The 21576-nt window shown below is 46.6% G+C and carries 24 protein-coding genes; 4 read left to right on the forward strand and 20 right to left on the reverse strand.

All coding sequences use genetic code 11. From position 1 onward, the window contains the following. Positions 1 to 103 precede the first annotated feature (103 nt). The gene (locus tag PRUB_RS14580) at positions 104 to 733 is read left to right on the forward strand and encodes an RNA ligase family protein (RefSeq protein WP_010381766.1); all 630 of its coding nucleotides are present in this window, start codon (positions 104 to 106) and stop codon (positions 731 to 733) included. Position 734: 1 nt separating this feature from the next. Further along, positions 735 to 2003, forward strand: a complete 1269-nt coding sequence (locus tag PRUB_RS14585) for an AAA family ATPase (RefSeq protein WP_010381769.1) — start codon at positions 735 to 737, stop codon at positions 2001 to 2003. A gap of 128 nt (positions 2004 to 2131) precedes the next feature. Here PRUB_RS14585 and PRUB_RS14590 read toward each other — a convergent pair whose 3' ends face one another. The 10 genes from PRUB_RS14590 to PRUB_RS14630 form a co-directional block, all read right to left on the reverse strand. Continuing rightward, positions 2132 to 2437, reverse strand: coding sequence for a DUF1330 domain-containing protein (locus tag PRUB_RS14590; protein WP_010381772.1), 306 nt, complete (start codon positions 2435 to 2437; stop codon positions 2132 to 2134). A 168-nt stretch (positions 2438 to 2605) separates the two neighbouring features. Beyond that, positions 2606 to 2932, reverse strand: coding sequence for a hypothetical protein (locus tag PRUB_RS14595; protein ID WP_010381774.1), 327 nt, complete (start codon positions 2930 to 2932; stop codon positions 2606 to 2608). 51 nt (positions 2933 to 2983) lie between these two features. Next, positions 2984 to 3565 (reverse strand): rhomboid family intramembrane serine protease, encoded by a 582-nt coding sequence (locus PRUB_RS14600; protein ID WP_010381777.1) that lies wholly within the window; start codon positions 3563 to 3565, stop codon positions 2984 to 2986. 87 nt (positions 3566 to 3652) lie between these two features. Continuing rightward, on the reverse strand, positions 3653 to 3979 hold the full coding sequence (locus PRUB_RS14605; RefSeq protein ID WP_010381780.1) for a YbaB/EbfC family nucleoid-associated protein: 327 nt from the start codon (positions 3977 to 3979) through the stop codon (positions 3653 to 3655). 67 nt (positions 3980 to 4046) lie between these two features. Beyond that, positions 4047 to 6569: a DNA polymerase III subunit gamma/tau gene (dnaX, locus tag PRUB_RS14610; RefSeq protein ID WP_010381783.1), complete on the reverse strand. Its 2523-nt coding sequence runs from the start codon at positions 6567 to 6569 to the stop codon at positions 4047 to 4049. A gap of 6 nt (positions 6570 to 6575) precedes the next feature. Continuing rightward, entirely contained in the window at positions 6576 to 7121 is a 546-nt protein-coding gene (apt, locus tag PRUB_RS14615) for an adenine phosphoribosyltransferase (RefSeq protein WP_010381785.1), read from the reverse strand. Between the two features lie 164 nt (positions 7122 to 7285). Next, the gene (locus PRUB_RS26610; protein WP_010381788.1) at positions 7286 to 7408 is read right to left on the reverse strand and encodes a hypothetical protein; all 123 of its coding nucleotides are present in this window, start codon (positions 7406 to 7408) and stop codon (positions 7286 to 7288) included. A gap of 147 nt (positions 7409 to 7555) precedes the next feature. Continuing rightward, positions 7556 to 8302 carry an HvfC family RiPP maturation protein gene (locus tag PRUB_RS14620; RefSeq protein WP_010381793.1) on the reverse strand — a complete coding sequence of 249 codons (747 nt, stop codon included), beginning with the start codon at positions 8300 to 8302 and terminating at the stop codon, positions 7556 to 7558. Then, the gene (locus PRUB_RS14625; RefSeq protein ID WP_010381796.1) at positions 8302 to 9138 is read right to left on the reverse strand and encodes an HvfB family MNIO-type RiPP peptide maturase; all 837 of its coding nucleotides are present in this window, start codon (positions 9136 to 9138) and stop codon (positions 8302 to 8304) included. The genes PRUB_RS14620 and PRUB_RS14625 overlap by 1 nt, the downstream gene beginning before the upstream one ends. A 25-nt stretch (positions 9139 to 9163) precedes the next feature. Then, complete coding sequence (locus tag PRUB_RS14630) at positions 9164 to 9598, reverse strand: HvfA family oxazolone/thioamide-modified RiPP metallophore (protein WP_010381799.1); 435 nt, start codon at positions 9596 to 9598, stop codon at positions 9164 to 9166. A 165-nt stretch (positions 9599 to 9763) separates the two neighbouring features. Between PRUB_RS14630 and PRUB_RS14635 the strand changes: the two genes are divergently transcribed. Both PRUB_RS14635 and PRUB_RS14640 read left to right on the forward strand, forming a co-directional pair. Then, positions 9764 to 10756, forward strand: coding sequence for a tRNA-dihydrouridine synthase (locus PRUB_RS14635; RefSeq protein ID WP_010381801.1), 993 nt, complete (start codon positions 9764 to 9766; stop codon positions 10754 to 10756). A gap of 35 nt (positions 10757 to 10791) precedes the next feature. Beyond that, positions 10792 to 11145, forward strand: coding sequence for a TraR/DksA C4-type zinc finger protein (locus PRUB_RS14640; protein WP_010381803.1), 354 nt, complete (start codon positions 10792 to 10794; stop codon positions 11143 to 11145). On the opposite strand, the gene PRUB_RS14645 is transcribed toward PRUB_RS14640, so the two are convergent. From PRUB_RS14645 to PRUB_RS14690, 10 genes are all read right to left on the reverse strand, one after another. Then, entirely contained in the window at positions 11132 to 12157 is a 1026-nt protein-coding gene (locus PRUB_RS14645; RefSeq protein ID WP_010381804.1) for a hypothetical protein, read from the reverse strand. The genes PRUB_RS14640 and PRUB_RS14645 overlap by 14 nt on opposite strands. 198 nt (positions 12158 to 12355) lie before the next feature. Continuing rightward, on the reverse strand, positions 12356 to 13618 hold the full coding sequence (locus tag PRUB_RS14650; protein ID WP_010381808.1) for a tetratricopeptide repeat protein: 1263 nt from the start codon (positions 13616 to 13618) through the stop codon (positions 12356 to 12358). Positions 13619 to 13630: 12 nt separating this feature from the next. Continuing rightward, the gene (locus PRUB_RS14655) at positions 13631 to 14245 is read right to left on the reverse strand and encodes an energy transducer TonB (RefSeq protein WP_021032687.1); all 615 of its coding nucleotides are present in this window, start codon (positions 14243 to 14245) and stop codon (positions 13631 to 13633) included. Then, a complete protein-coding gene (locus PRUB_RS14660; protein ID WP_010381814.1) occupies positions 14245 to 14649 on the reverse strand; it encodes an ExbD/TolR family protein in 405 nt (134 codons plus the stop codon). Before PRUB_RS14660 ends, PRUB_RS14655 begins: the two co-directional genes overlap by 1 nt. Positions 14650 to 14663: 14 nt before the next feature. Next, positions 14664 to 15188 (reverse strand): MotA/TolQ/ExbB proton channel family protein, encoded by a 525-nt coding sequence (locus tag PRUB_RS14665; RefSeq protein ID WP_010381817.1) that lies wholly within the window; start codon positions 15186 to 15188, stop codon positions 14664 to 14666. Continuing rightward, positions 15188 to 16552 (reverse strand): MotA/TolQ/ExbB proton channel family protein, encoded by a 1365-nt coding sequence (locus PRUB_RS14670; RefSeq protein WP_010381819.1) that lies wholly within the window; start codon positions 16550 to 16552, stop codon positions 15188 to 15190. The genes PRUB_RS14665 and PRUB_RS14670 overlap by 1 nt, the downstream gene beginning before the upstream one ends. A 6-nt stretch (positions 16553 to 16558) precedes the next feature. Further along, positions 16559 to 17329, reverse strand: a complete 771-nt coding sequence (locus PRUB_RS14675; RefSeq protein WP_010381823.1) for a DUF3450 domain-containing protein — start codon at positions 17327 to 17329, stop codon at positions 16559 to 16561. A gap of 395 nt (positions 17330 to 17724) precedes the next feature. Next, entirely contained in the window at positions 17725 to 18372 is a 648-nt protein-coding gene (locus PRUB_RS14680) for a CatA-like O-acetyltransferase (RefSeq protein ID WP_010381825.1), read from the reverse strand. Positions 18373 to 18425: 53 nt separating this feature from the next. Further along, positions 18426 to 19466: a Leu/Phe/Val dehydrogenase gene (locus PRUB_RS14685; RefSeq protein ID WP_010381828.1), complete on the reverse strand. Its 1041-nt coding sequence runs from the start codon at positions 19464 to 19466 to the stop codon at positions 18426 to 18428. Positions 19467 to 19893: 427 nt separating this feature from the next. Next, a complete protein-coding gene (locus PRUB_RS14690; RefSeq protein ID WP_010381830.1) occupies positions 19894 to 21420 on the reverse strand; it encodes a fumarate hydratase in 1527 nt (508 codons plus the stop codon). Positions 21421 to 21576 lie beyond the last annotated feature (156 nt).

Genomic DNA, 21576 nt, shown 5'->3' on the forward strand with positions numbered 1-21576 from the left:
AACCACATTAAAGCCGCCCATGAGTTGACTTATGGGCCCAGGAGACGCCTTGTCGGCCTCGCCTGCCCCTCAAATTTAATGAATTAAAATATGGTGTTATAAGATGAGATACAAATATCCCCGCACCCCACACTTGCCCTGGTCTTTGGGTGCGACCAGCGATGATTTACGTCAGGGTAGTGTGATGCAATTTGCAGGTAAAAAAGTGGTTGTCACTGAAAAAATGGATGGCGAAAATACAACACTTTATGCTGATTACCTTCATGCCCGTTCGATTGACAGTCGCTTTCACCCGTCCAGAGCCTGGGTTAAAGCGCTACAAGGTAAAATAGGCTACCAAATCCCCCAAGGCTGGCGCGTCTGTGGAGAAAACCTTTACGCTCGCCATGCCATTGAATATACAAGATTAGAGAGCTATTTTCTGGCCTTTTCTGTGTGGAATAACAGTAACCAGTGCCTGAGCTGGCAAGACACTCAGCTATTTTTGCAGCAACTGGGATTAGCGACACCCCAAGTGCTCTACTCAGGTTTCTGGTGTGAAAAAAGCATCAGGAATATCAAGTTGGACCTTCAGAAGCAAGAGGGATATGTCGTCAGACTGGCAGACAGCTTTGCTTATGATGACTTTGCGCAAAGCGTTGCAAAATGGGTCAGAGCGGACCATGTGACCAGTGACACGCACTGGATGCATTCGGCTGTGGTGCCAAATAGCCTGAAATCAAAGGAGGATTGACATGAGCCGACCCCAGGAACCCCATGCTTGGCTTAACAGCCTGATGGAAACGCATACGCCCAGTTTCGCTGAATGCCTGAACATATTAGGACGCTTCTTCCCGCTTTTATACGAGCTGGAGAACACTGCACAGGATAACCAATGGCACGCTGAAGGCAATGTGGCTATTCATACTGACATGGTACTCAACGCCCTTTATCAGCTTCTTGAAAGCGAGGCCATGCATATCACGGGACAGCAACGTCAGACCCTGATTTTAGCAGCCCTGCTTCATGACATTGCCAAGCCTATTACAACCAGGAAAAAAGACATTGCGGATGTCACACGGGTGGTGGCCCCCAGGCATGAAGAAATGGGCATGAGTTATCTGGCACTAAGATTGCCGCAGTTACCAATAAGTCAAGCCTGTATCGAGCAGGTTATGGCACTGGTAGGATATCATCAGATGCCTAAGCTGCTGGTCGTCAGAAACGCTGGCTATGCGGATTATTTGCGCCTGGCGCTAAATGCAGATCTGGCATTACTCTACTGGTTGGAAATGGCTGACATGCAGGGCAGGATCTGCTCTGATTTTCCCCAGCAAATAGAGTTACTGGAGCTGTTTCGTATGTTTGTACAAGAGTATGATCTTTGGGAGAACGAACAAGCGAAACATGCACTTCTGACACAGATCCAGGTCAAGGAAGATACCGCACAGCAGGTCTATCTGGACGGGTATGCAATCAGACAGCTCGCCCATAACCAGATAAACCGGATAGAAGAGGCTGTCGCCAAAAACTATGAGTCGTGTCAGCATTATGCGCACTTATACGTTATGTGCGGTATCAGTGGCAGTGGAAAATCGACATGGATACGCCAACACCTGAGCGAGTTTGAGGTGATTTCTCTCGATGAGATCCGTAAAGAGCTCAACGGTAAAAGAAGCAGCCAGAAAAATCAGGGGCTCATGCTGCAAACAGCCAAACAGCGCCTCAAAACCGCGCTGGGCAAAAAGCGACATGTCGTCTGGGATGCCACTAACATCCGAAAGGATTTTAGAGAAATGATCTGTCAACTCGGATTGCAATATGGTGCGCTGATCACAATTGTCGCATTTCAGCTGACAGAATCGGCTCTGCACGCCAACAACAAAAACAGGCGCCATACCGTGTCAGACGAGGTACTGAGCTCACAAGTCGACAGGCTTCAGTGGCCGGCCAGAACTGAGGGTCATCGCATGTTGGTCATTGGCGACCAGGGGGTTGAACTAAGCAGAACCGGGCGCTTTTAAATTCCTGGTCGCACTGCGTAATTGCCAGAAAAGGGAACTTAGCTATTTACCCTATCACGCAGTTTCACACATAAACGCAATACAGCGTGTTGAATTACCAACACGCTTGTTGCAATCACATGTCGAATTTAGAGCTGTTTGTCATACTCAGAAATAATCGTGGTGTGTGTAACAGATGCATCGAAGTATCGAGCTTTGACCTGTAAATAATCTTCATCAGAGAAAAAGCGCTCGGACGCCTCTTTACTTGGAAAGTGGATAGTGAAAACCCGGTTAATCGGTGCACTAGTCTCGGATTTAAGAACTTCACTAACGATAAAGTCGTATCCAAACCCACCATGATACTGACTTAAAATGGGCTTCATCGCTGCACGATACTGCGTATATACCGCATTATCCGATACAGCTAACCCGACCAAATATTCATACACCATTGTCTTTCCTTTTCAATATAGGGGAATTAGTTAGACTCAATCACGTTCTCAATTGTTCGGCAATTCACTGCGCTGCCACCTACACCAAACCCAATTTTCGACATATCAATTGAACTGCTATAAATTAAGCGCCCTGACCACGAGACCTCCGCATAGCACCTCTTATATTTAATGCGCAGACCAGTTGAGTAAAGTCGGACGGTCGCCACTACAAAGGTCATCAGTAATACGCATAGCCACAGACTTATCAGCCATCCATATAGCCAGCAGTGCTGAATAATGTGTCGCCCCTGGCTCCTTCGAAGTGTCAATCGCAACAACATTATTTCCCGGGTGTCCGCATCCTTTGGAGGTATGGGGTTTATCTAGCGTGATCGTAAATTGATTACCATAAAACTCGATAATTTGAATTTTCGCACCACTGACCTGGCTTATTCCAGCCTGAGTAAACATGGAAGCCATCGCCAGCGTGCCCATCACGAGATATTTTTTCATAATTTTTCTCTAAAGTTATATCGTCTTACAGCATTTTAGGCCGTTGTCAGCCTATTCCCCGCTCGTGTTCATGTACTTTGTCTTCGTAAAATAAGCGGCACTTAATCCGCTGATAAAACCAAAAATATGGCTTGAACTGCTTGTTTGTGCAGAGAAATCAAACAGCGTCCCTAAAAAGCTGATATTGGCATAATAAGTAAGTAACAGTAAAGCGATAAAGCTCACAATACCCAGCACGTTGCGGTTAAATACGGCTGCGCCAAGCAACAGACCAAAATAGCCCATCACCACACCCGATGCACCAATGTGATTACCTGAACCAGCTAAAAGCCAGACAAGCAGCCCTGTCGTAACGACAATAAACAAGGTTGCTCTTTTAAAATTAGGCAACCTGGCGGCCAGATAGCCACTGATGGACAAGCCTACCAAATTGCTTGCCAAATGGCCCCAGCTACCATGAATAAAAGGCGCAGTAAGCACTCCACTCAAGTGATTAACACTCAGTGGGATGACACCGAAACGCCCTACAGGTAAGCCAAAGACACTGCCTAACAGGTGTACTAGGATCATCAGTATCATCGCATAAACAACCCACATAAAATTGGGCGGTAAAATCAATGCGCGCTTGCTCATTTTTATCCTCGTTGTATTAGTCGCAGATTTGCTAAATATGAGGCAAAAAAATAGCGCCATACGGCGCTATTTTTCTTTTACTTTCAATTAGAAAGGCATTTTGAACCCCGGAGGCATCTGCATGCCACCGGTGACTTCTGACATGCGCTTTTGCGACTCTTCGCCTACGCGGCGTACAGCGTCATTGACCGCAGCTGCAAGCAGGTCTTCAATCATGTCTTTGTCATCTTCCATCAGGCTTTCGTCGATCTCTACACGACGCACGTTGTGGCTACCAAGCATAGTGACTTTAACCAGGCCTGCACCTGCTTCACCAACGACTTCAAGGTTTTTAATCTCTTCCTGGGCTTTTTCCATGCGCTCTTGCATTTGCTGCGCCTGCTTCATGATATTGCCCATTCCACCTTTAAACATACTCTGCTCTCTTACACTTCAAAAATTAAAATTCTATTGGATACAAGATAAGGGCTTACTCGCGCAATTACAATGCCCTTACCGACTTTTCATCTACCGAGGCCTCAAACTCACGGGCAAAGGCCTGGATCACGGGGTCATGATTAACCGCATCAACCGCCTGAAGATATCTCTGCTGATCAATATCCTGCTGGATCAAAAACGGTGTGTTCGTTACCGCATCTACAAATTCGATATTCAACTCGACCGGTGTATTTAGTCGCTTAGTCAGACTTTCATGCAGTTTATCTCTGAGCATGCTGGAGTCCAGATGCTGCTGGCTTTGCTCCACCAGCAATGTACAGTGCTGGTCCTGACGATTAAACATGGCATGCAGTGCAAACTGCCTTACCCGGCCACCGAGTTGCATTTGTTCAATCATCTGCGCCCAGTCGTCTTTTTGATGGGCGAATTTAATATCGCTGATTGGACTGACAAAATTCTCAGGTGCAGGGATATCCAGCGTACTTTCCTGTGCTTCCTGCTCACCTGGTGCCTGAGGTGCTAATTGCTCAAGCAACTCAGGTGCCAGCTTACTTTCATCTTTTTTGAAGCGCTCAGCCATATCCGGCTTTTTCGCTTTACGAACCGGTGCAACAGGCTGAAAGCCAGGCTGCGGCTGCGCTTGCTGAGGCACCTGCTCTTGTATCTGGGTTTCCGCAGGCCCGCTTTGTACAGGCCCGCTTTGTACAGGCCCGCTTTGTACAGGCTCTGCTGACGTTGGCGGGAAATGTCTGCCTGATGCAACAGCGCCGGACTCAGGTCCAGCTCCCTGCTGTGGCTCAGACTTTTTTCCTTCGTCCTCTCCTCCCAACAACTTACCCGCACCGGAAATTTGCCGATTTTGTAATATCCGGGCAATCGCCGACTGCGCCTGTTGCTGCTTTTGTGCCAGTTGCTGAACCGGTGTGTGCTGAGGTTGTTGACCCTGCTCCGGTTGCTGATGCGCTGGCATTGGCTGAGACTGAGGCTCGCTCTGGTACTGCTCATACCCCTGAGATTCGGCCTGAGCCATAATGTCCTGGTATTGTTGCTCAATCGAGGCATCGCCCGGCATCGGCTGAGGCGCTGAAGGCGGAGTCTGTTTCGGAGCTGCACCTTCATCCTGAATAACTGGTGCCACTCGCTCTGGCCTGGCCTGCGGTACCGGAACCTGGTGCGCAGGGACATCCGCTTGGTGAGCAGTAACTGGTACATCATTTTGTTGCACCTGTGCAGGCGGAGCACTCTGATGCGTCAGCGGTGCGCCTGGCGGTGCAGCCAGTTCCGCAGTGTTTTGCGGTGCGAGTTGCGGATCTGGTGTTACCAACTGACTTTGCGTTGTTGCACTATGATGTTCAGGGGCAGATGCACTGGTTTGAGCCTGTGGGCCACGTGGCTTTGCACTCAGCATGTCTCTGAGCTTACCAACCTTACCGGGATCTTTTGCAGCTGCGGCAGGTGCTGAGCCAGCCGGCTGACTAAAGTCAGCCTGTTCAAATGCCAGCAATCTCAGCATAATCATTTCAAAGCCCAGCTTAGGCTCAGGCGCCCAGCTCAGATCTTTTTTTCCAACCAACAATAACTGATACATAAACTGAGTGTTTTGCGGCGTTAACTGCTGTGCCAGCGTCTTCACCTGCTCAGCTTCAAACTGACCAAAATTAGCCGCCTGAGGTACCAACTGAGTTAGCTGAACCAGATGCAGTAAGCTAATCAAATCGTCCAGCACACTGGTAAAATTACCATTTTTCAGGGCAATGTCGGCCACTTCCGCCAACAAAGCTTCTCCCTCTTGTGACAATACAGCCGCCATCAGCAATACCGCATGACTGCTGTCCATCAGGCCAAGCATTTGCTGTACTGCTGGCAAAGTTAGCTCACCATTGGTTTGCGCGATGGCCTGATCGGTCAGGCTGAGTGCATCACGCATACTGCCGTCTGCGGCCTTAGCTAGCACTTCTAACGCAGGCTCTTCAAAATTGACAGATTCCTGAGGCAAAATTTGTGACAGTTGTGTCACTATCTGGCTCTGTGCCATCGCATTGAGGTTAAACTGCAAGCAGCGCGATAAAATGGTGATCGGTAATTTTTGCGGATCTGTGGTCGCCAGCAAAAACTTAACGTGCTCCGGGGGCTCTTCCAGGGTTTTAAGCAAAGCATTAAAGCTGTGCTTGGACAACATGTGCACTTCATCAATCAGATACACTTTATAGCGACCGCGAGTTGGTGCATATTGCACGTTGTCCAGAATTTCTCTTGTGTCTTCAACTTTTGTGCGCGATGCAGCATCTATCTCAATAAGATCAATGAACTTACCGGCTTCGATCTCTTCACACGCACTACATTGACCACACGGGGTGGAGGTGATCCCCACCTCACAATTCAGGCTCTTGGCGAAGATCCTGGCAATGGTCGTTTTACCCACTCCGCGAGTACCTGTGAACAGATAGGCATGATGCAAACGTTGCTCATTCAATGCATTAATGAGCGCCTGTTTAACATGCTCCTGCCCCATCATCTCGTGGAACGACTGTGGGCGCCATTTACGCGCCAGAACCTGATAACTCATCGTGCGTTACTCGCCGTCAAACTCGACCAGTTTAAGCACCTTAATGCCCATGTCTGCAACGCGCTTCTCACCGCCCAGTTCTGGCAATGAAATAACAAAGGCAGCGTCTGTAGCTTTACCACCAAGGCGCTCAACCAGTTTAGCGGTCGCTTCAATGGTACCACCGGTTGCCAGTAAATCATCAACCAACAGAACTTTATCGCCCGGTTCTACAGCATCAGTATGCAGTTCTAACACATCTTCACCATACTCAAGCTGATAAGATTGGCTAATCACTTCGCGCGGTAACTTACCCGGCTTACGTACCGGAATAAACGGCAAACCCAATTCATAAGCCAACGGCGCGCCAAAGATAAAGCCACGAGACTCAGTACCAATGATCTTGGTGAAGCCCTGATCTTTGTATGCTTCAACCAGGCAATCCATCGTTGCTTTGAATGCTGCCGGATTAGCCAACAAGGTCGTCACATCACGAAACATGATCCCCTCTTTCGGGTAGTTAGGAACCGTTGCGATGCTGTCTTTAATCAGTGACAAATTTGCTTGTGTCATAATCGAATGCTTAATAAGTTTTAATATCAAAGAGCTCGATTATAACAAGAAAGCAATGACATGAAATGCCAAGAGGCAGGATTTTGCGATAATTTCGCAATGTTCGGATAGAAAAAAACCACCCAATCGACAGGTGGCTTTTAACTCTGGGTTCTATGTAGCGATTAAGCGCTCAGTGCAGTCGCCCAGCCTAGAATTGCATTCAGGCAACCAATGCCAGCAAATACAGCGATAAAAGCCAGGAAATACTTCGCGTTGAACGGATCTTTAAAATCACCTTTAGACATATTACACCTTTATTTATTAAGCGCTGGGTGAGCAAGCAGCCTGAGGAGGGCAAAACTGCCCGGGATCAGCTGCCTGTCATGCACTCAGCATAAGCACGACAAAACGGCGCCCATAATAATCGAACTTAACAAACTGATAAAGGGGAATTATGCTTTTTTATCGACCAATATGCCGAGGCGAACAAACTGACTGAGCGTCTGGATTGCGCCATTGATCAGCGTCTCTTCGTCAAATTGACTAAATTGTTCAGCCAGATGTGCAGCCAACGCACCTATGGTTATCCCGGGGTTAACAACAATGTTTTGGATCAACAATGCCGTCATTGGATTAGTTTCGATAAATTGTACGTCAAATGCCCTATCGCGATAAACGATAAAGCAATGAGGGCCTGAGGTGCTCTGGGGCTGATAGTCACAGGTTATCTGGTGCACAGGATACTGATAACTCACACTCCGTGCAGCCTGCGCCAGATGCAGCCCCGACTGCTCAGACAAAGGCAGCGGTATCGGTAACTCTGCTTCAGCTTCCTGCACAATTGCCACTTCCAACTCAGTCCATTCATAATGGGCCAGTTCGAGCATAAAAGGCGGATCCGCAGGTGTGGCTGTATACCCCTCTTGCAGAAAGCTCAAAAACTCCCGGCTGATATCCAAAAAGTAGGGAGACAAGCAGTCATGTTGGCTAAAGAATGCTCGCACCAGCGTTAGCCAGGCTTGTTCATCATAGAGGCTTTTCAGTACCGGAAATGTAGAGGCGACAAATCCTTCAATATTATTGAAAAATAGCTCTCGATACACTTGCATTCGCCTGTCTTCAATGTCTTTCGGCGCAGGGTTTTTGCTAGGATTCTTAATGTGGGCCATAAAATCGGCCTGGATTTGCTGAAATGACATCAGGCGATCCCTCTGTGTGACTTATCCAGACGCTGTACGGTGTGGATCTGATCTACCTCATCCAATAACTGAGGCATAGGCGGTATATTGAAATCTCGTTCAAGCAAAGTCGGAAACACACCATGTATGCGATACGCCTCCTGCAATAGCTGCCAGACAGGGTCGCACACTGCATCGCCATGCGTATCGACGAGCAAGTCTTCTGCCTCAACATAATGACCAGCAATGTGGCCATATGCAATGCGCTCACTGGGCATCGCCGCTAGAAACGCGCTGGCATCATAACCATGATTAATTGAGTTAACGTAAATATTGTTCACATCCAGCAGCAAGTCACAATCAGACTCTTGCAATACCGCCAGGGTAAAGTCCAGCTCTGATAATTGCTGGCCAGGTGCAGCGTAATAGGAGACGTTTTCTACCGCGATACGACGCTCCAGACGCGCTTGTACTTCCCGGATCCGTGCTGCGGTATGCAGTACGGCTTCTTCAGTGAAAGGGATCGGCATCAAATCGTACATGTGCCCGCCCCCTGAACAATAGCTCAAGTGCTCGCTATAGCAGCGTATGTTATGTTGGCTAAAAAAGGTTTTCAGATCACTGACAAACTCGGTATCAAGCGGTGCCGGTGATCCGAGTGATAATGATAAACCATGACAGACAAATGGGTGCCGGGCCGTTAACTCTGAAAACTGAGCAGCGTATTTGCCACCGAGCGTCATCCAGTTTTCTGGTGCGACTTCGTAATAGTCTACCTGCTGAGGCGGCGCAGCCAGAATATCATCCAGCATTTCACGCCTCAGGCCCATCCCCACCATACCAAACGGTTTATTCATTATCACTCCTTAGCCTGATCACAGATTATGCGTGGCCACCGCATTTGCCTTCACCACACTTGCCTTCTTTTTTGGTTTTGCCGCCACATTTGCCTTCGCCGCATTTACCTTCTTTTTTACCTTTGGCATCGCCGCCACATTTGCCTTCGCCGCATTTACCTTCTTTTTTACCTTTGGCATCGCCGCCACATTTACCTTCGCCGCATTTGCCCTCTTTTTTACCTTTGGCATCGCCGCCACATTTACCTTCGCCGCATTTGCCTTCTTTTTTACCTTTAGCATCGCCGCCACATTTACCTTCGCCGCATTTGCCTTCACCAGCGTCTAACTGATAACCAGCCGTCATTTGCTCAAAGCTAAATGGGTTAGCAGCAGCTTCTGGTGCACTGAAAGTAGCCGCAGTAACGACAGCAGCACCTAATGTCATTGCAAGTGTGTTGGTTTTCTTTACTGATTTCATGTTGTTCTCTCTCAATCGGTAGCAATAAAAAATGGATGATTCGCTTAGTAGACCACGGACTGAAGATATTTATTTCAGCATTTGAGAAATTTTTATCTCCATTTCCCTATTAATAATCTGCTCCTCTCGTATAGAATAGCGCGAATTTTTTCTGGTGCGGTAATAATGAAACTATTTTTGGCCCCGATGGAGGGCGTTGTCGATTTCAAAATGCGCGAACTGCTCACCGATCTCGGTGGGTTTGATATGTGTGTTACTGAGTTTATTCGTGTTGTAGACCTGACACTACCGCGCCGTGTTTTTGTGCGTTACTGTCCTGAACTGCTGAATGGCGGTTTAACCCGCGCAGGCACGCCTGTGCGCATTCAACTGCTTGGTCAGGTGCCCCATGCGTTGGCCGCTAATGCCAGAAAAGCCGTAAAGCTGGGCTCTCACGGTGTTGACCTAAATTTTGGTTGTCCGGCTAAAACGGTCAACAAGAGTAAGGGTGGCGCAGTACTACTCAAAGAACCTGAACAAATATATCAGATCATTCGCGCTGTTCGCGAAGCGGTACCACAAGAACACGAAGTCAGTGCCAAAATTCGACTTGGCTTTGACGACGATGCAAACAGCACCGAAATTGTCGACGCCGTGCAAAGTGCCGGCGCATCCAGCCTGGTGATCCATGCCCGCACCAAACGGGATGGCTATAAACCGCCGGCCTACTGGGAAAAAATTCCACCACTTCTGGAACGACTGACAATTCCTGTTGTTGCCAATGGCGAAATTTGGCAAGTGGAAGATGCAATGCGTTGTCAGCAGCGTAGCGCCTGCGACAACCTGATGTTAGGCCGGGGAGCATTGGCTACCCCAGATCTGGCAGCCAAGATAAAAGCACATGTCGAAGGACGCAACTACCGTCCTCTTGAATGGCAGGAAGTGGTTTACCACATATTACATTCCTCAATGCACCAGGACCCTGAGGTGGGAGAAAAGTATTTTTCATCACGTACCAAACAGTGGCTAGGTTACTTAAAATTACAATACCCGCAGGCTCATACCTTATTCGATGAAATAAAACGCCTGAAAAGTAAAGATGATGTGGTATCCGTGCTGGATAAATACGCAAAGTCCCCGCTGCTTGATTCAAATCATAACAATGAGCCGACTGCCTAATAGATAATGGATGCTCAGAAAAGGAGAAGAGCGCCATGAATGAGAATTTAAAGAATCACTATCAGGTAAAACTGCAGGCTGAGCTGGACCAGATCCGACACGAATTTCTTGCGGATTTAAAACAAGCCAGTAACCATGCGACCGAGGCGTTGATCAGCACATTACAGTCAGCGCCACCACACGAATGGGTCGATATCGCATCCGACAGAATCTGTCCGGGTCAGTTTCCGAACTTTGAACGCCTGGTCAAAGTAGAAGCTGCAATTTGCCAGATGGACATAGGCCAGTTTGGCTACTGTTGCGACTGTGAAAAGAAAATTGAGGACACCCTGCTCGCCGTTGACCCGGCCGCACAAAGGTGCCTTGAATGCCTGGCTAAGCAGAAGTAATTTGGTTTAACAACACAAAGCTGGTTGCAGGAAAGAAAAGGATATTCTTTAGCACAACAAAGGCCTGGTCTTCATTCAGCGCTAACCTAGACTGCAGTGCCAACAGAGCTTGTTTCTGCGACCACGCAAAGTAATGCACCCCCAGATCCACTTCCATCATGACAGTGGCGAATCGAAGTTCGCCTTTAGTCCAATTGGCATCACACTGACTGGCAGTTTGACGCAACGATACGAATTGGTCCCGCCAATTTAAACCCGCAACTCTATCGCACTTAGCCAGCAACTGGTGTACCAAAGGATCACTAGCCTTGTAATTCACCTCTACACTATTGCGGCTATCACTCGTTACACTCTGTAATTCACTCAACAATGATTCAGGCGCGTTAACAGTGCCACTATAGAAATTAAGCTTGCTCTGATACCACTCTTTACCATTCGGCAGCTGGTACATCCCCAGAGACGATCTGACCCGGTAACTTTTCAAATACTCCGCCAGCTGCCGCGCAGCTTGTGACTGTTTGGTTACCTTGGGCGTAAGATGTTCAAGCAACTGATTTCTTTCTAACCGGTTAAGCACTATTTTACTTTCCCGGGCTTCGTTCAGACGTGACTCTACATATCCGTACCAGGTATCCAGTTGAGACGACAACACACCACGCTCTTGCGCAACATCGGGGAGATTGATATGTACCGGCCAGGGTAAAAATCGCTCTGGGTATCTCTGCTGTATGCTCAAATACTGAGCTTCCTGGGCCGCCATTTCCCCAAAACTGTTCAGATCTGCGCGCTGCAAAAGATCGTGACGCTTTTTCAGATAAAGTTCTGTAAAGGGTAATCCGGCAAGGTCATTCTGAGGTAAAACCTGCGGCTGACTTAAAGATGAAAACCAATTAAGTTGCCTGAGCTGCGCAGACAACTCTGTATAAGGGAGGTTTACTTGCGGTTCAGTACAGCCGCCAATCATAGTCAGCAGCACAAGTGCTGAGGACACATAACGCCGAGAGGTTTTCATGTCGGTTTATCCACCTTGTTTCACGTTGCAGATATGCACTAGGCACAGCTGATCCCAATCGGGTTAGATTATAACAAAGATAAGGAGAGATTTTAGTACTTAAATCAGTGTACTAAGGTCGAGAATAGTCCTGTAGATGACAGCGTGAAGTGAGCTGGAGCTATAAAAGCAAAAAGCCCCTTGCGGGGCTTTTTCGACTTAAAGGCTGATGCCTTTACGCTGTGCTTTCTCTTTGATGAAAGAGGCCCAGCTGCGAGCAAATTTACGTGTTCTAGGATCTTCCTGAGCCTTAACAATCGCAGTATATGCTTGCTTATACTTTTCCTGATAGAGGTAAGCTTCCGCTAAGTCTGAGTAGATTGTACCTTTTTTCTTAGAACCCAGTTCCAACGCTTTGTTCAAACGAACAACGGCTGCGTTGTACTGCTGGTCCTGAAGTAACAAGCTACCGGCTTTACGGTATAACTCAGCATCTTCGTCGAACTTTGCAGCTTCTTCATAGTACTTAGCAGCATCACTGATGTGCTTAGCCTGATGATAGTAGCTGGCAATTGCCGTTACGTTTTGCTTAGTGCGCTTAACCTTCTCCTCTTTGACCGACTTTTCCATCACCTTAGCGGCTTTGTATGGAATTTCGTTCAATGAGTAGTAGCTGCTCAGTATTTTATAATGGTTTTCTTTTTCAAAATAACCATTTTTATAAGCCACTTCCATCACGGTCTGACCTTTTTTATAGTCTTCCGTCTGCATGTAGAAGGAGCCCAACTGAGTCCACATTTTCGGGTCTTCAGGGAACAATTTCACCAGCTCTTCAGCCACCTTTACGGCGTTTTTAAACTGCTTAAGCTCAAAGTAAGAACCAATTTTAAGCATGTAGAATGACTTATTAGGTTCTTCTTTGTTTAACGCAATTGCCTGGTCCGCAGGCTCAATCACATCTCTGAACTGCTTAAGTTCATAGTTTGCCTGAGCAATACGGCCATATACTTTAGCGTCTTGTTCGCCAGTGAAATCCATCCAGTCGTAGTAAGCTTTCTTGGCACCGTCGTACTGCTCAGTACCAATCAGAAGGTCACCCAACAACTTGATAAGATCGCCCTGATCTTTAAAGTTCAACACATCTGGCGCAATCGCCTGACGGATGTACTTAATTGCTGTTTGATAATCTTCTTTCTGAGCATACAAGTTACCCAGGTAACGGTTTACCGTAGCGCGGTCGAAATCGTCAGACGCGTCGATCTCAAGCAATAATGCAATTGCTTCATCAACTTTGTCTTCGTTATACAAGTCAAACGCTTTGATAACCTTTTTACCAACTCGCTCACCCATAACCTTAGTTTTGGCATTTTTACGCGCTTCGATCTTTGCAGGATCTGGTGCGGCAAACGCGGCAGTGCTTAAAGCACCGCCAGCCAAAGACATCATCAGAGCAAGAGCTGTTGCTTTAGACATTTGCTTCATACCTTACTCCTATTAGTCTTGGTTAAGTTTAAAGTCGAGTTGTACAGTAATACCTGGTTGTTTCTGAGGCTTACCATCAACGATTTTAGGTCTGTACTTCCATTTGCGAAGCGCACGTTTTGCTTCACGGTTGAAAATACGCTTTGGTTCAGCATCGATGATCTCAATGTCATCTACACCGCCCAGCTCATTGATAGTGAAGCGCAGCTGTACCCAGCCTTCTTTACCATCACGCGCTGCTTGAGGCGGATACTTAGGTTCGATACGAACGATAGGTGTTGCTTCACCGTCACGACCGAAATCACCAGGACCACTTAAACCACCAGCTGTGCCACCGATGTCGATGCTAGGCATGTTAAAGCCAATTGCACCTGCATTTGGGTTAGCATTCTCAGGCTGAGGCGGCTGCGGTTTAGGCGGCTGCTTTGGCGGTGGAGGAGGTGGAGGCGGTACACGCTTCCTCTCCTGCACATCTGATTCAGGCGGATTCGACATAATCTCGACTATGATCTCTTCCTTCTTATTATCAGCCCTATCCGCTCCTCCTGAGATGAGATAGGACATAAAGAAGAATAAGCCGAAGGTTACTGCCCCACCTGCAAGAAGTGAAAACAGAAATCGAATCATCACTTAGCTCCAGCTATTGAAATCTTCAAGGCGTCGTCAGTTGCCTTAATCTGGTCCATTACCTTAACAACTACGCCGTGTTTCGCGCCTTTATCCGCCTGGATAATAACGGTCTCGGTTTGTTGCTCAGCTAACAGATTTTCAAGGTTCGCACTTACACGCTCAACATCAACCTGACGCTTATCCATCCAGATCTCACCGTTTTCACGGATAGCGATGAAGATGTTCGCATTCTTAGTTTGTTGTGCCTGTGCAGCTTTTGGCTTTTTAACTTCAATACCGGCCTCTTTAACAAAAGAGGTAGTAACGATGAAGAAGATCAACATGATGAATACGATGTCAAGCATCGGGGTCATGTCTACTGCTGCTTCTTCTTCCTCACGAAAACGTTGTTTACGTGCCATAATAAAATCTCTCTCTAGTGATGTGGCAAGCTATCAATTAGTTTCTCTTTAGCCATCTTAGCTCTCGCTTCAAGACGGGTGCTAAAGAATACACCTGATAGTGCCGCAACCATTCCAGCCATTGTTGGTATCGTTGCCATTGAGATGCCTGAGGCCATCAATCGAGGGTTACCTGTACCTTGTGTAGCCATGGTTTCGAATACCGAAATCATACCTGTTACTGTACCGAGTAGACCGATTAACGGACACATTGCAACCAATGTTTTGATAATCAACATGCGCTCATCTAATTTTTCAGACGCTTCAGAAATCCATGCATCGCGGATTCTGTGTGCGTACCAAGATGTAGTATCTTGGCGGGCATCCCATCTGCTTACTATTCCCTTTTTAATTTTAGGAAATTCAGCCAATAGGAACCAATAGCGCTCAATCATTAATACCCACATTAGAAAGAGTGCTATCGCGACCACGTATAATACATCGCCGCCTGTAGCAACAAAATCCCTGATAGATTCCCACGTCTCCACCAGGACTAGCATTATGCTCTCTCCTTCTCCGCGTGCGCAGCAACGATACCCGCGCTTTGCTCGTCAAGAATGTGTAGGATAGATTTACTACGACCCGCAACGATAGCGTGAAGTAGGATTAACGGTAGCGCAGCAATTAGACCAAGCGCAGTAGTAACAAGAGCTAGAGAGATGTTACCTGCCATGATCTTCGGATCACCAGTACCAAATAGTGTGATTGATTCGAACGTCAAGATCATACCAACAACCGTACCTAGTAGACCTAGTAGCGGTGCGATAGCTGCAAGGATCTTGATGATGTTGATACCAGCTTCGATGCGAGGCGTTTCACGTAGAATTGCTTCGTCAAGTTTAAGCTCAAGGTTTTCAACGTCTTGGTTCTTGTTGTCATGGTACACTTTCAAGATACGACCCAGTGGGTTGCTGTCACTTGGGTTGTTAGCGTTCTTGATTTGCGCCTTGATCTTCGCACCAACCAGCATTAGGTCTAGGAAACGAACAACAGCGATTAATGCACCAAGTGCCAACAATGCAGTGATGATGTAACCTACTGTGTCACCCTGGTGCCAACGTTCTTCAACAGTTGCACGCTGAGTGTTCAGGCGTAGGATAGCACCACGCGTTGGGTCAACAACGAAAGGTGTGTACTGGTTAGCAGACGTGCTCAGAAGATCAGAAACAGTTGCCAGAACGTCTGAAGAAGGTTGCTTACCTAAAGGTACGATTTGTTTGTTTTCTGCATCGTAAACAACGTAACCGTCTTTAGTTACCAAGTTGAAGTTACCAACACGAGTTACTTGTTTAACATTGATGTCGCCGCTCAGTTCTGCTACTTCAGATTCGAAAGTAGAGATCTTTGCAGACTCAGTCATTTCAGTTTGGAAAGCAATCCAAAGCTCTTCCAACTCGCGAGTAGTTGGTAGTTCTTTAGCAGCTGCCAGTGAACGAAGTACTTCTGAACGTCCAGGCTTTTCAGCACTGATGATTGACGCTTCGATAGCACCGATTGCTTCAGCAGCGTTACGACGTACCACACCGAACATCTCACCCAGGGTACCCTGTGCGTTAAGTAGTTCAGTTTCTTTCTCAGCAAGTGTTACTTCGTTTTGCTTGAATTCCTTGTTAAGACGCTCACCACGTGCTTTTTCAGCAGCAAGGTCGCGCTTAGCTTTGTTCAGCAAAGCTTGCTTGTCAGCACGATCTGACAGGAACTCTTGTTCGCGAGCTTTGTTGATTTTACCTTCAGAGATACGGTTCTGCTTTACTTGCTCAAGGATTTTATCCAGAGACTCAGTGCTTGCGTGTGCGTTCAATGCGCCACCAGCAGAAACTGTTAATGCTGCAGCAACGGCAAAACCTTTAAATAGTTTCTTCATGTTTTATTACTCCGCGCCGAAAATAGGTAGTTTAACTAGTTCTGGGGCAGCCTGACCACGTGCGATACGGATCATGTCTTTGATAGGCTTCAGATATTCTTCGCCTAACTGATCCCACTGCTTGCTGCTGGTGTTCCAAACCCACGCTTGCTTCTGGTCAAAAGACTGAGCAACAAATGCGATACGGCCTAGACGGGCGAAGTCAACATTGATGTTTTTACCGTTGATCTCAAGAGAACCTTGAGAAGCAACCATTGCTGAACCATAGTTGGTTTCAATGCTGTATGCTTCAAGTACCTGACGGTATTTTTCAGACGTCGTTACTTTTGCATTAGTAAGTGTCTCACGTAATCTCTCAATACGCTCTAGACGCTTTTCAGTATCAAACGGCACGTCCGCTTTGATGAATTGCTCGAGTGTATCAATCATGCGATACATCAAAGGCACAACGTCTTGCTTAGTTTTATCAACCGTCGCGATCTGACGTTCTAGAGATTCGATATTTGCATTTTGGTCTGCAACCAAACGTGCTACGTGGTCGTTGTAAACTTTCAGAAGTTCTGTTTCGTCAACAATTCCACGGTACTCAGCTACCATTTCGATAGTTTGACCGTAGATACCATCAATCTTGTCTTGAGACTTTTTAGCAGCCGTTTGAGTTTGCTGACCTACTTTTTGTATGTCATTCAAAGGATCTGCCATCACATTGCTGCTTGCAATTGCCGCTGCGCCAAAAAGCGCTGAAGCTACAAGGCTCTTTCTGATTTTAACAGACATAGTTCCCAACCAATTAAGTAATGTTACTTTTATAATTTTTGCACTCTCTTAGAGAGTACCCCGGATACTTTTAGCAGTATCAACCGTGCAATAATGCTAAATGCTATTGCCCATGTCAACTTCATGTTTAAAACAATTTTTGCTTGTCGCGATGAAATAAATTGAAAAAAAACATCGTATTAACAAGGAAACCAAGAATAAAAACCTTAAGCACTTATATTTCATACACAAAGCAACTTTATTTACATTTTATTACAGCCATTTAGCCCCAATTTACTGCCTTAATTTTGCACAACCCAGTAATTTATTTCGTTTTTAATATCAAGGATCTAGGTATCTACTGAACACTTAACATTCACCTTTGCGCAACAGCGAATAGCACCGGCGAGGGAGACTTAGCCCAATAACTGCTCACACAATAACCGGCACTGCATTTCTATTTCCTGGATAAATTCTGCTACATGTAAGCCGTCCATCAAAGCATGGTGCACTTCAATAGAGAATGGCAATTCACCCGTTAGTACATCAAAGCGGCCGAAAACACACTTTGGAATGCCAAGGTTATCTTTTGCGTTGCGGGCATGGCTAAAGCTACTGAAGTCCAGCCACGGCAAAATGGATAAATAAAGTTGCTGTGGAGTCTCACAAGTCGCCAAAAAGTGTTCACTAACCAAAGGCTGTTCCAGATACGCATTTTTCTGCGCTACATTCTCTTTAATGTAGTCGTGGATATCGTCACAAGCAACCAAAGGCACAAATCGAAAGCTTCTGTCTTCACGCAAAAATACACAGCTCATCTCAACTTGATCAACAACGCACGGATGGTTATTCATTATCCGATAGCGAATAGGCTCGTAATTCTGACAAGCTTTGCTCAGACAATACAGATAGCTAAAGGTAAAAGAGAGTTGCTGTTGCTTGCACAAACTGTACAGCGTGCCCATCTTCAGGCGAGTAGTAATATTAAAATAAGGCTGTTCGAAGCCAAGGTAAAAGTCAAAATGTTCGGCTCTGGGCCAGTCTGAAGGGGTAATTTTTTTCATAATTCAATACAGAGGGAGTAATCCCCCTCTATATTGATTGCATCAGCTTACGATTACAAACCGTTTGCGATGATCTCTTGTGCCAACTCATCAGCAATCAGATGCGTTGACTTTTGCTCAGCATCAGAACGAGCAAAGATTTCAGTCAGGGTGTCGTAGATGCCTTCAACGTGCTTAGTTGCGGCTTCCTCGCTGTACCCTTCGGGTTTTGTCTCATAATAGACATTAATGATACCACCCGCGTTAATGACATAGTCAGGTGCATACAGCACACCCTTTTCACGCAAGATCTCACCATGTCTTGATTCTGCAAGCTGGTTATTCGCACAACCTGCAATAATGTTGGCTTTAATACGAGGGATAGTCTCGTCGTTTACTGTTGCACCCAGTGCGCACGGCGCGTAAACATCCACGTCCAGGTCGTAGATTTCATCAATGCTCACAGCAGTTGCGCCAAAGTCATTTACAACTTTATCAATCGATGCCTGATTGATATCGGTCACAAACAGCTCAGCACCCGCTTCGTGCAAGTATTTACACAAAGTGTAAGCAACTGCGCCTAGCCCCTGAACAGATACTTTCACACCAGAGAGGTCCTGATGGCCATGCTTGTGTTGGTAAGCTGCTTTGATACCCAGGAACGTGCCCAATGCAGTGAAAGGCGATGGGTTACCACTTTTACCTTCAAGACCCATCACATAATTGGTCTCTTTGTGCATCGTCATTACGTCACCTGTGGTGATGTTAACGTCTTCTGCTGAATAGTAGCTACCACCTAAGCGTTCAAGGTGTTTACCAAACGCTCTGAATAACGCTTCAGATTTAATTTTCTTAGCATCACCAATGATCACAGATTTACCACCACCAAAAGGCAAACGCGCTACAGCGTTTTTATAGGTCATGCCCTTTGAAAGACGTAATACGTCATAGACTGCATCGGCATCATCTGCATAGTCCCACAGGCGACAACCGCCTACCGCAGGGCCAAGCTTAGTATTATGGACAGCAATGATTGCCTTCAAGCCCGATGCTTCATCAGAACAAAAAACTACTTGTTCGTGGTTATCAAATTCAACTTGGTTAAATACAGCCACTTTGTTTGTTCTCCGTTATAGACTGACTTTAAGTCAGATAGCGCTGAAATTCATCGAACTGTATCACTAACTCTCTAACCAATCCACAATATGAGTTGATATTGACCTTAAAAGCGTTAAACCTGCCTTCATGATACATTAAATAGTCATATATTGGCTTGATTATGCACTCCATTTGAATATATGAGTTTAATTCTTCACTATTTTCACGATTTTTAGAGGTTAATCTTTACGTAAACGTCAACACAGCCGATTGTGTATGGTTATTTGTACGATAAAGAGAGGTCTGATGAGGAAGGTGGCGTATTTAGAAATAAGGGATGGCTGTTGCCAAGTATGGCCGCTGAAGCCAGTTCAGCACAAAACAAAGCGACAAGATAAAAAAAGAGGGACATGCCCTCTTTTTATAAAGCAATTAGAATTGCTGTTATTTCAGCTTGCTATCCAGCTCTTCAATCTTAGCTTTCCAAATTGCCGGGCCCTGAGTGTGCGCATTAACACCATCGCTGTCTACAGCCACAGTCACAGGCATGTCTTCCACTTCAAATTCGTAGATGGCTTCCATTCCCAGGTCTTCAAACGCAACGACTTTAGATTTCTTAATCGCTTTAGCTACCAGATATGCAGCACCACCCACAGCCATCAGATAAACAGCTTTGTTTTCTTTGATGGACTCTACTGTCGCTGGGCCACGTTCCGCTTTACCTATCATGCCAATCAGGCCAGTTTTCTCTAACATCAGATCGGTGAACTTATCCATACGCGTCGATGTTGTTGGACCAGCAGGACCAACCACCTCATCGCCTACCGCGTCTACCGGACCTACGTAGTAAATAAACTTGTTGGTCAGATCAACCCCTTCTGGCAACCCTTCGCCTGAGTTAATCATGTCCTGCAAACGCTTGTGTGCTGCATCGCGACCCGTCAGGATCTTTCCAGATAACAACACGGTCTCGCCCATTTTCCAGTCCTGAATATCTTCTTTGGTGATTTCATCCAGGTTAACACGACGCGTATCTTCCCCCACTTCCCAGGTTACTTCCGGCCAGTCTTCCAGCTTAGGCGCTTTAAGATCTGCCGGGCCAGAACCATCCAGGGTGAAATGTACGTGACGTGTTGCAGCACAGTTTGGGATCATCACAACTGGCTTAGAGGCAGCGTGAGTAGGCGCAGACTTAATTTTAACGTCAACTACTGTTGTTAAGCCACCCAAACCCTGTGCACCAATACCGAGTTTGTTTGCACGCTCAAAGATTTCAAGACGCAGTTTCTCTTCCGCCGTTTCCGCGCCACGCTCAAGGAGCTCATGAATATCAACTGGATCCATCAATGACTCTTTTGCCAGAACCGCGGCTTTTTCTGCGGTACCACCGATACCAATACCCAGCATGCCAGGTGGACACCAGCCAGCGCCCATTGTTGGCAGAGTTTTCTCTACCCAGGCAGCCACATCGTCTGATGGATTAAGCATGACCATTTTGGTCTTGTTTTCAGAACCGCCACCTTTGGCAGCGATCATCACCTCAACTTCTGCGCCCGGGACCATATCAATGTGGACAACAGAAGGCGTATTGTCTTTGGTATTTTTACGAGCACCAGCAGGGTCGGCAACGATTGAAGCACGCAATGGATTATCCGGATTGGTATAAGCGCGACGTGTGCCTTCATCTACCATTTGCTGGACAGTCAAGTCTGTTTTATCCCATTTAACATCCATACCGACCTTTACAAAACAGGTCACGATCCCGGTATCCTGACACAATGGACGCTTGCCCTCTGCTGACATACGAGAGTTAATTAAGATCTGCGCAATGGCATCTTTAGCGGCTTTGCTTTGCTCTTTGTCGTACGCCTTTTCTAAAGCTTGTACAAAATCCAACGGGTGATAGTAAGAAATGTATTGCAATGCATCTTCGATGCTGTCAATGAAGTCTTGCTGACGAATAGTACTCATGACGGTTCCTTTATTCTCCGGCCTGTGACGAGGCAAACCGGTGTTTATTGAGAGGCGCGATTATATACCATCTTGCGATGAGTGAGTATCGCAATCATAGATTAGCGACCAAAGTCCTGCACTTATCTAAAATCGCTCGACGGAATACAAGGAAAC

Origin of the sequence: Pseudoalteromonas rubra, assembly GCF_000238295.3 — a bacterium.
Lineage (GTDB): Bacteria > Pseudomonadota > Gammaproteobacteria > Enterobacterales > Alteromonadaceae > Pseudoalteromonas > Pseudoalteromonas rubra.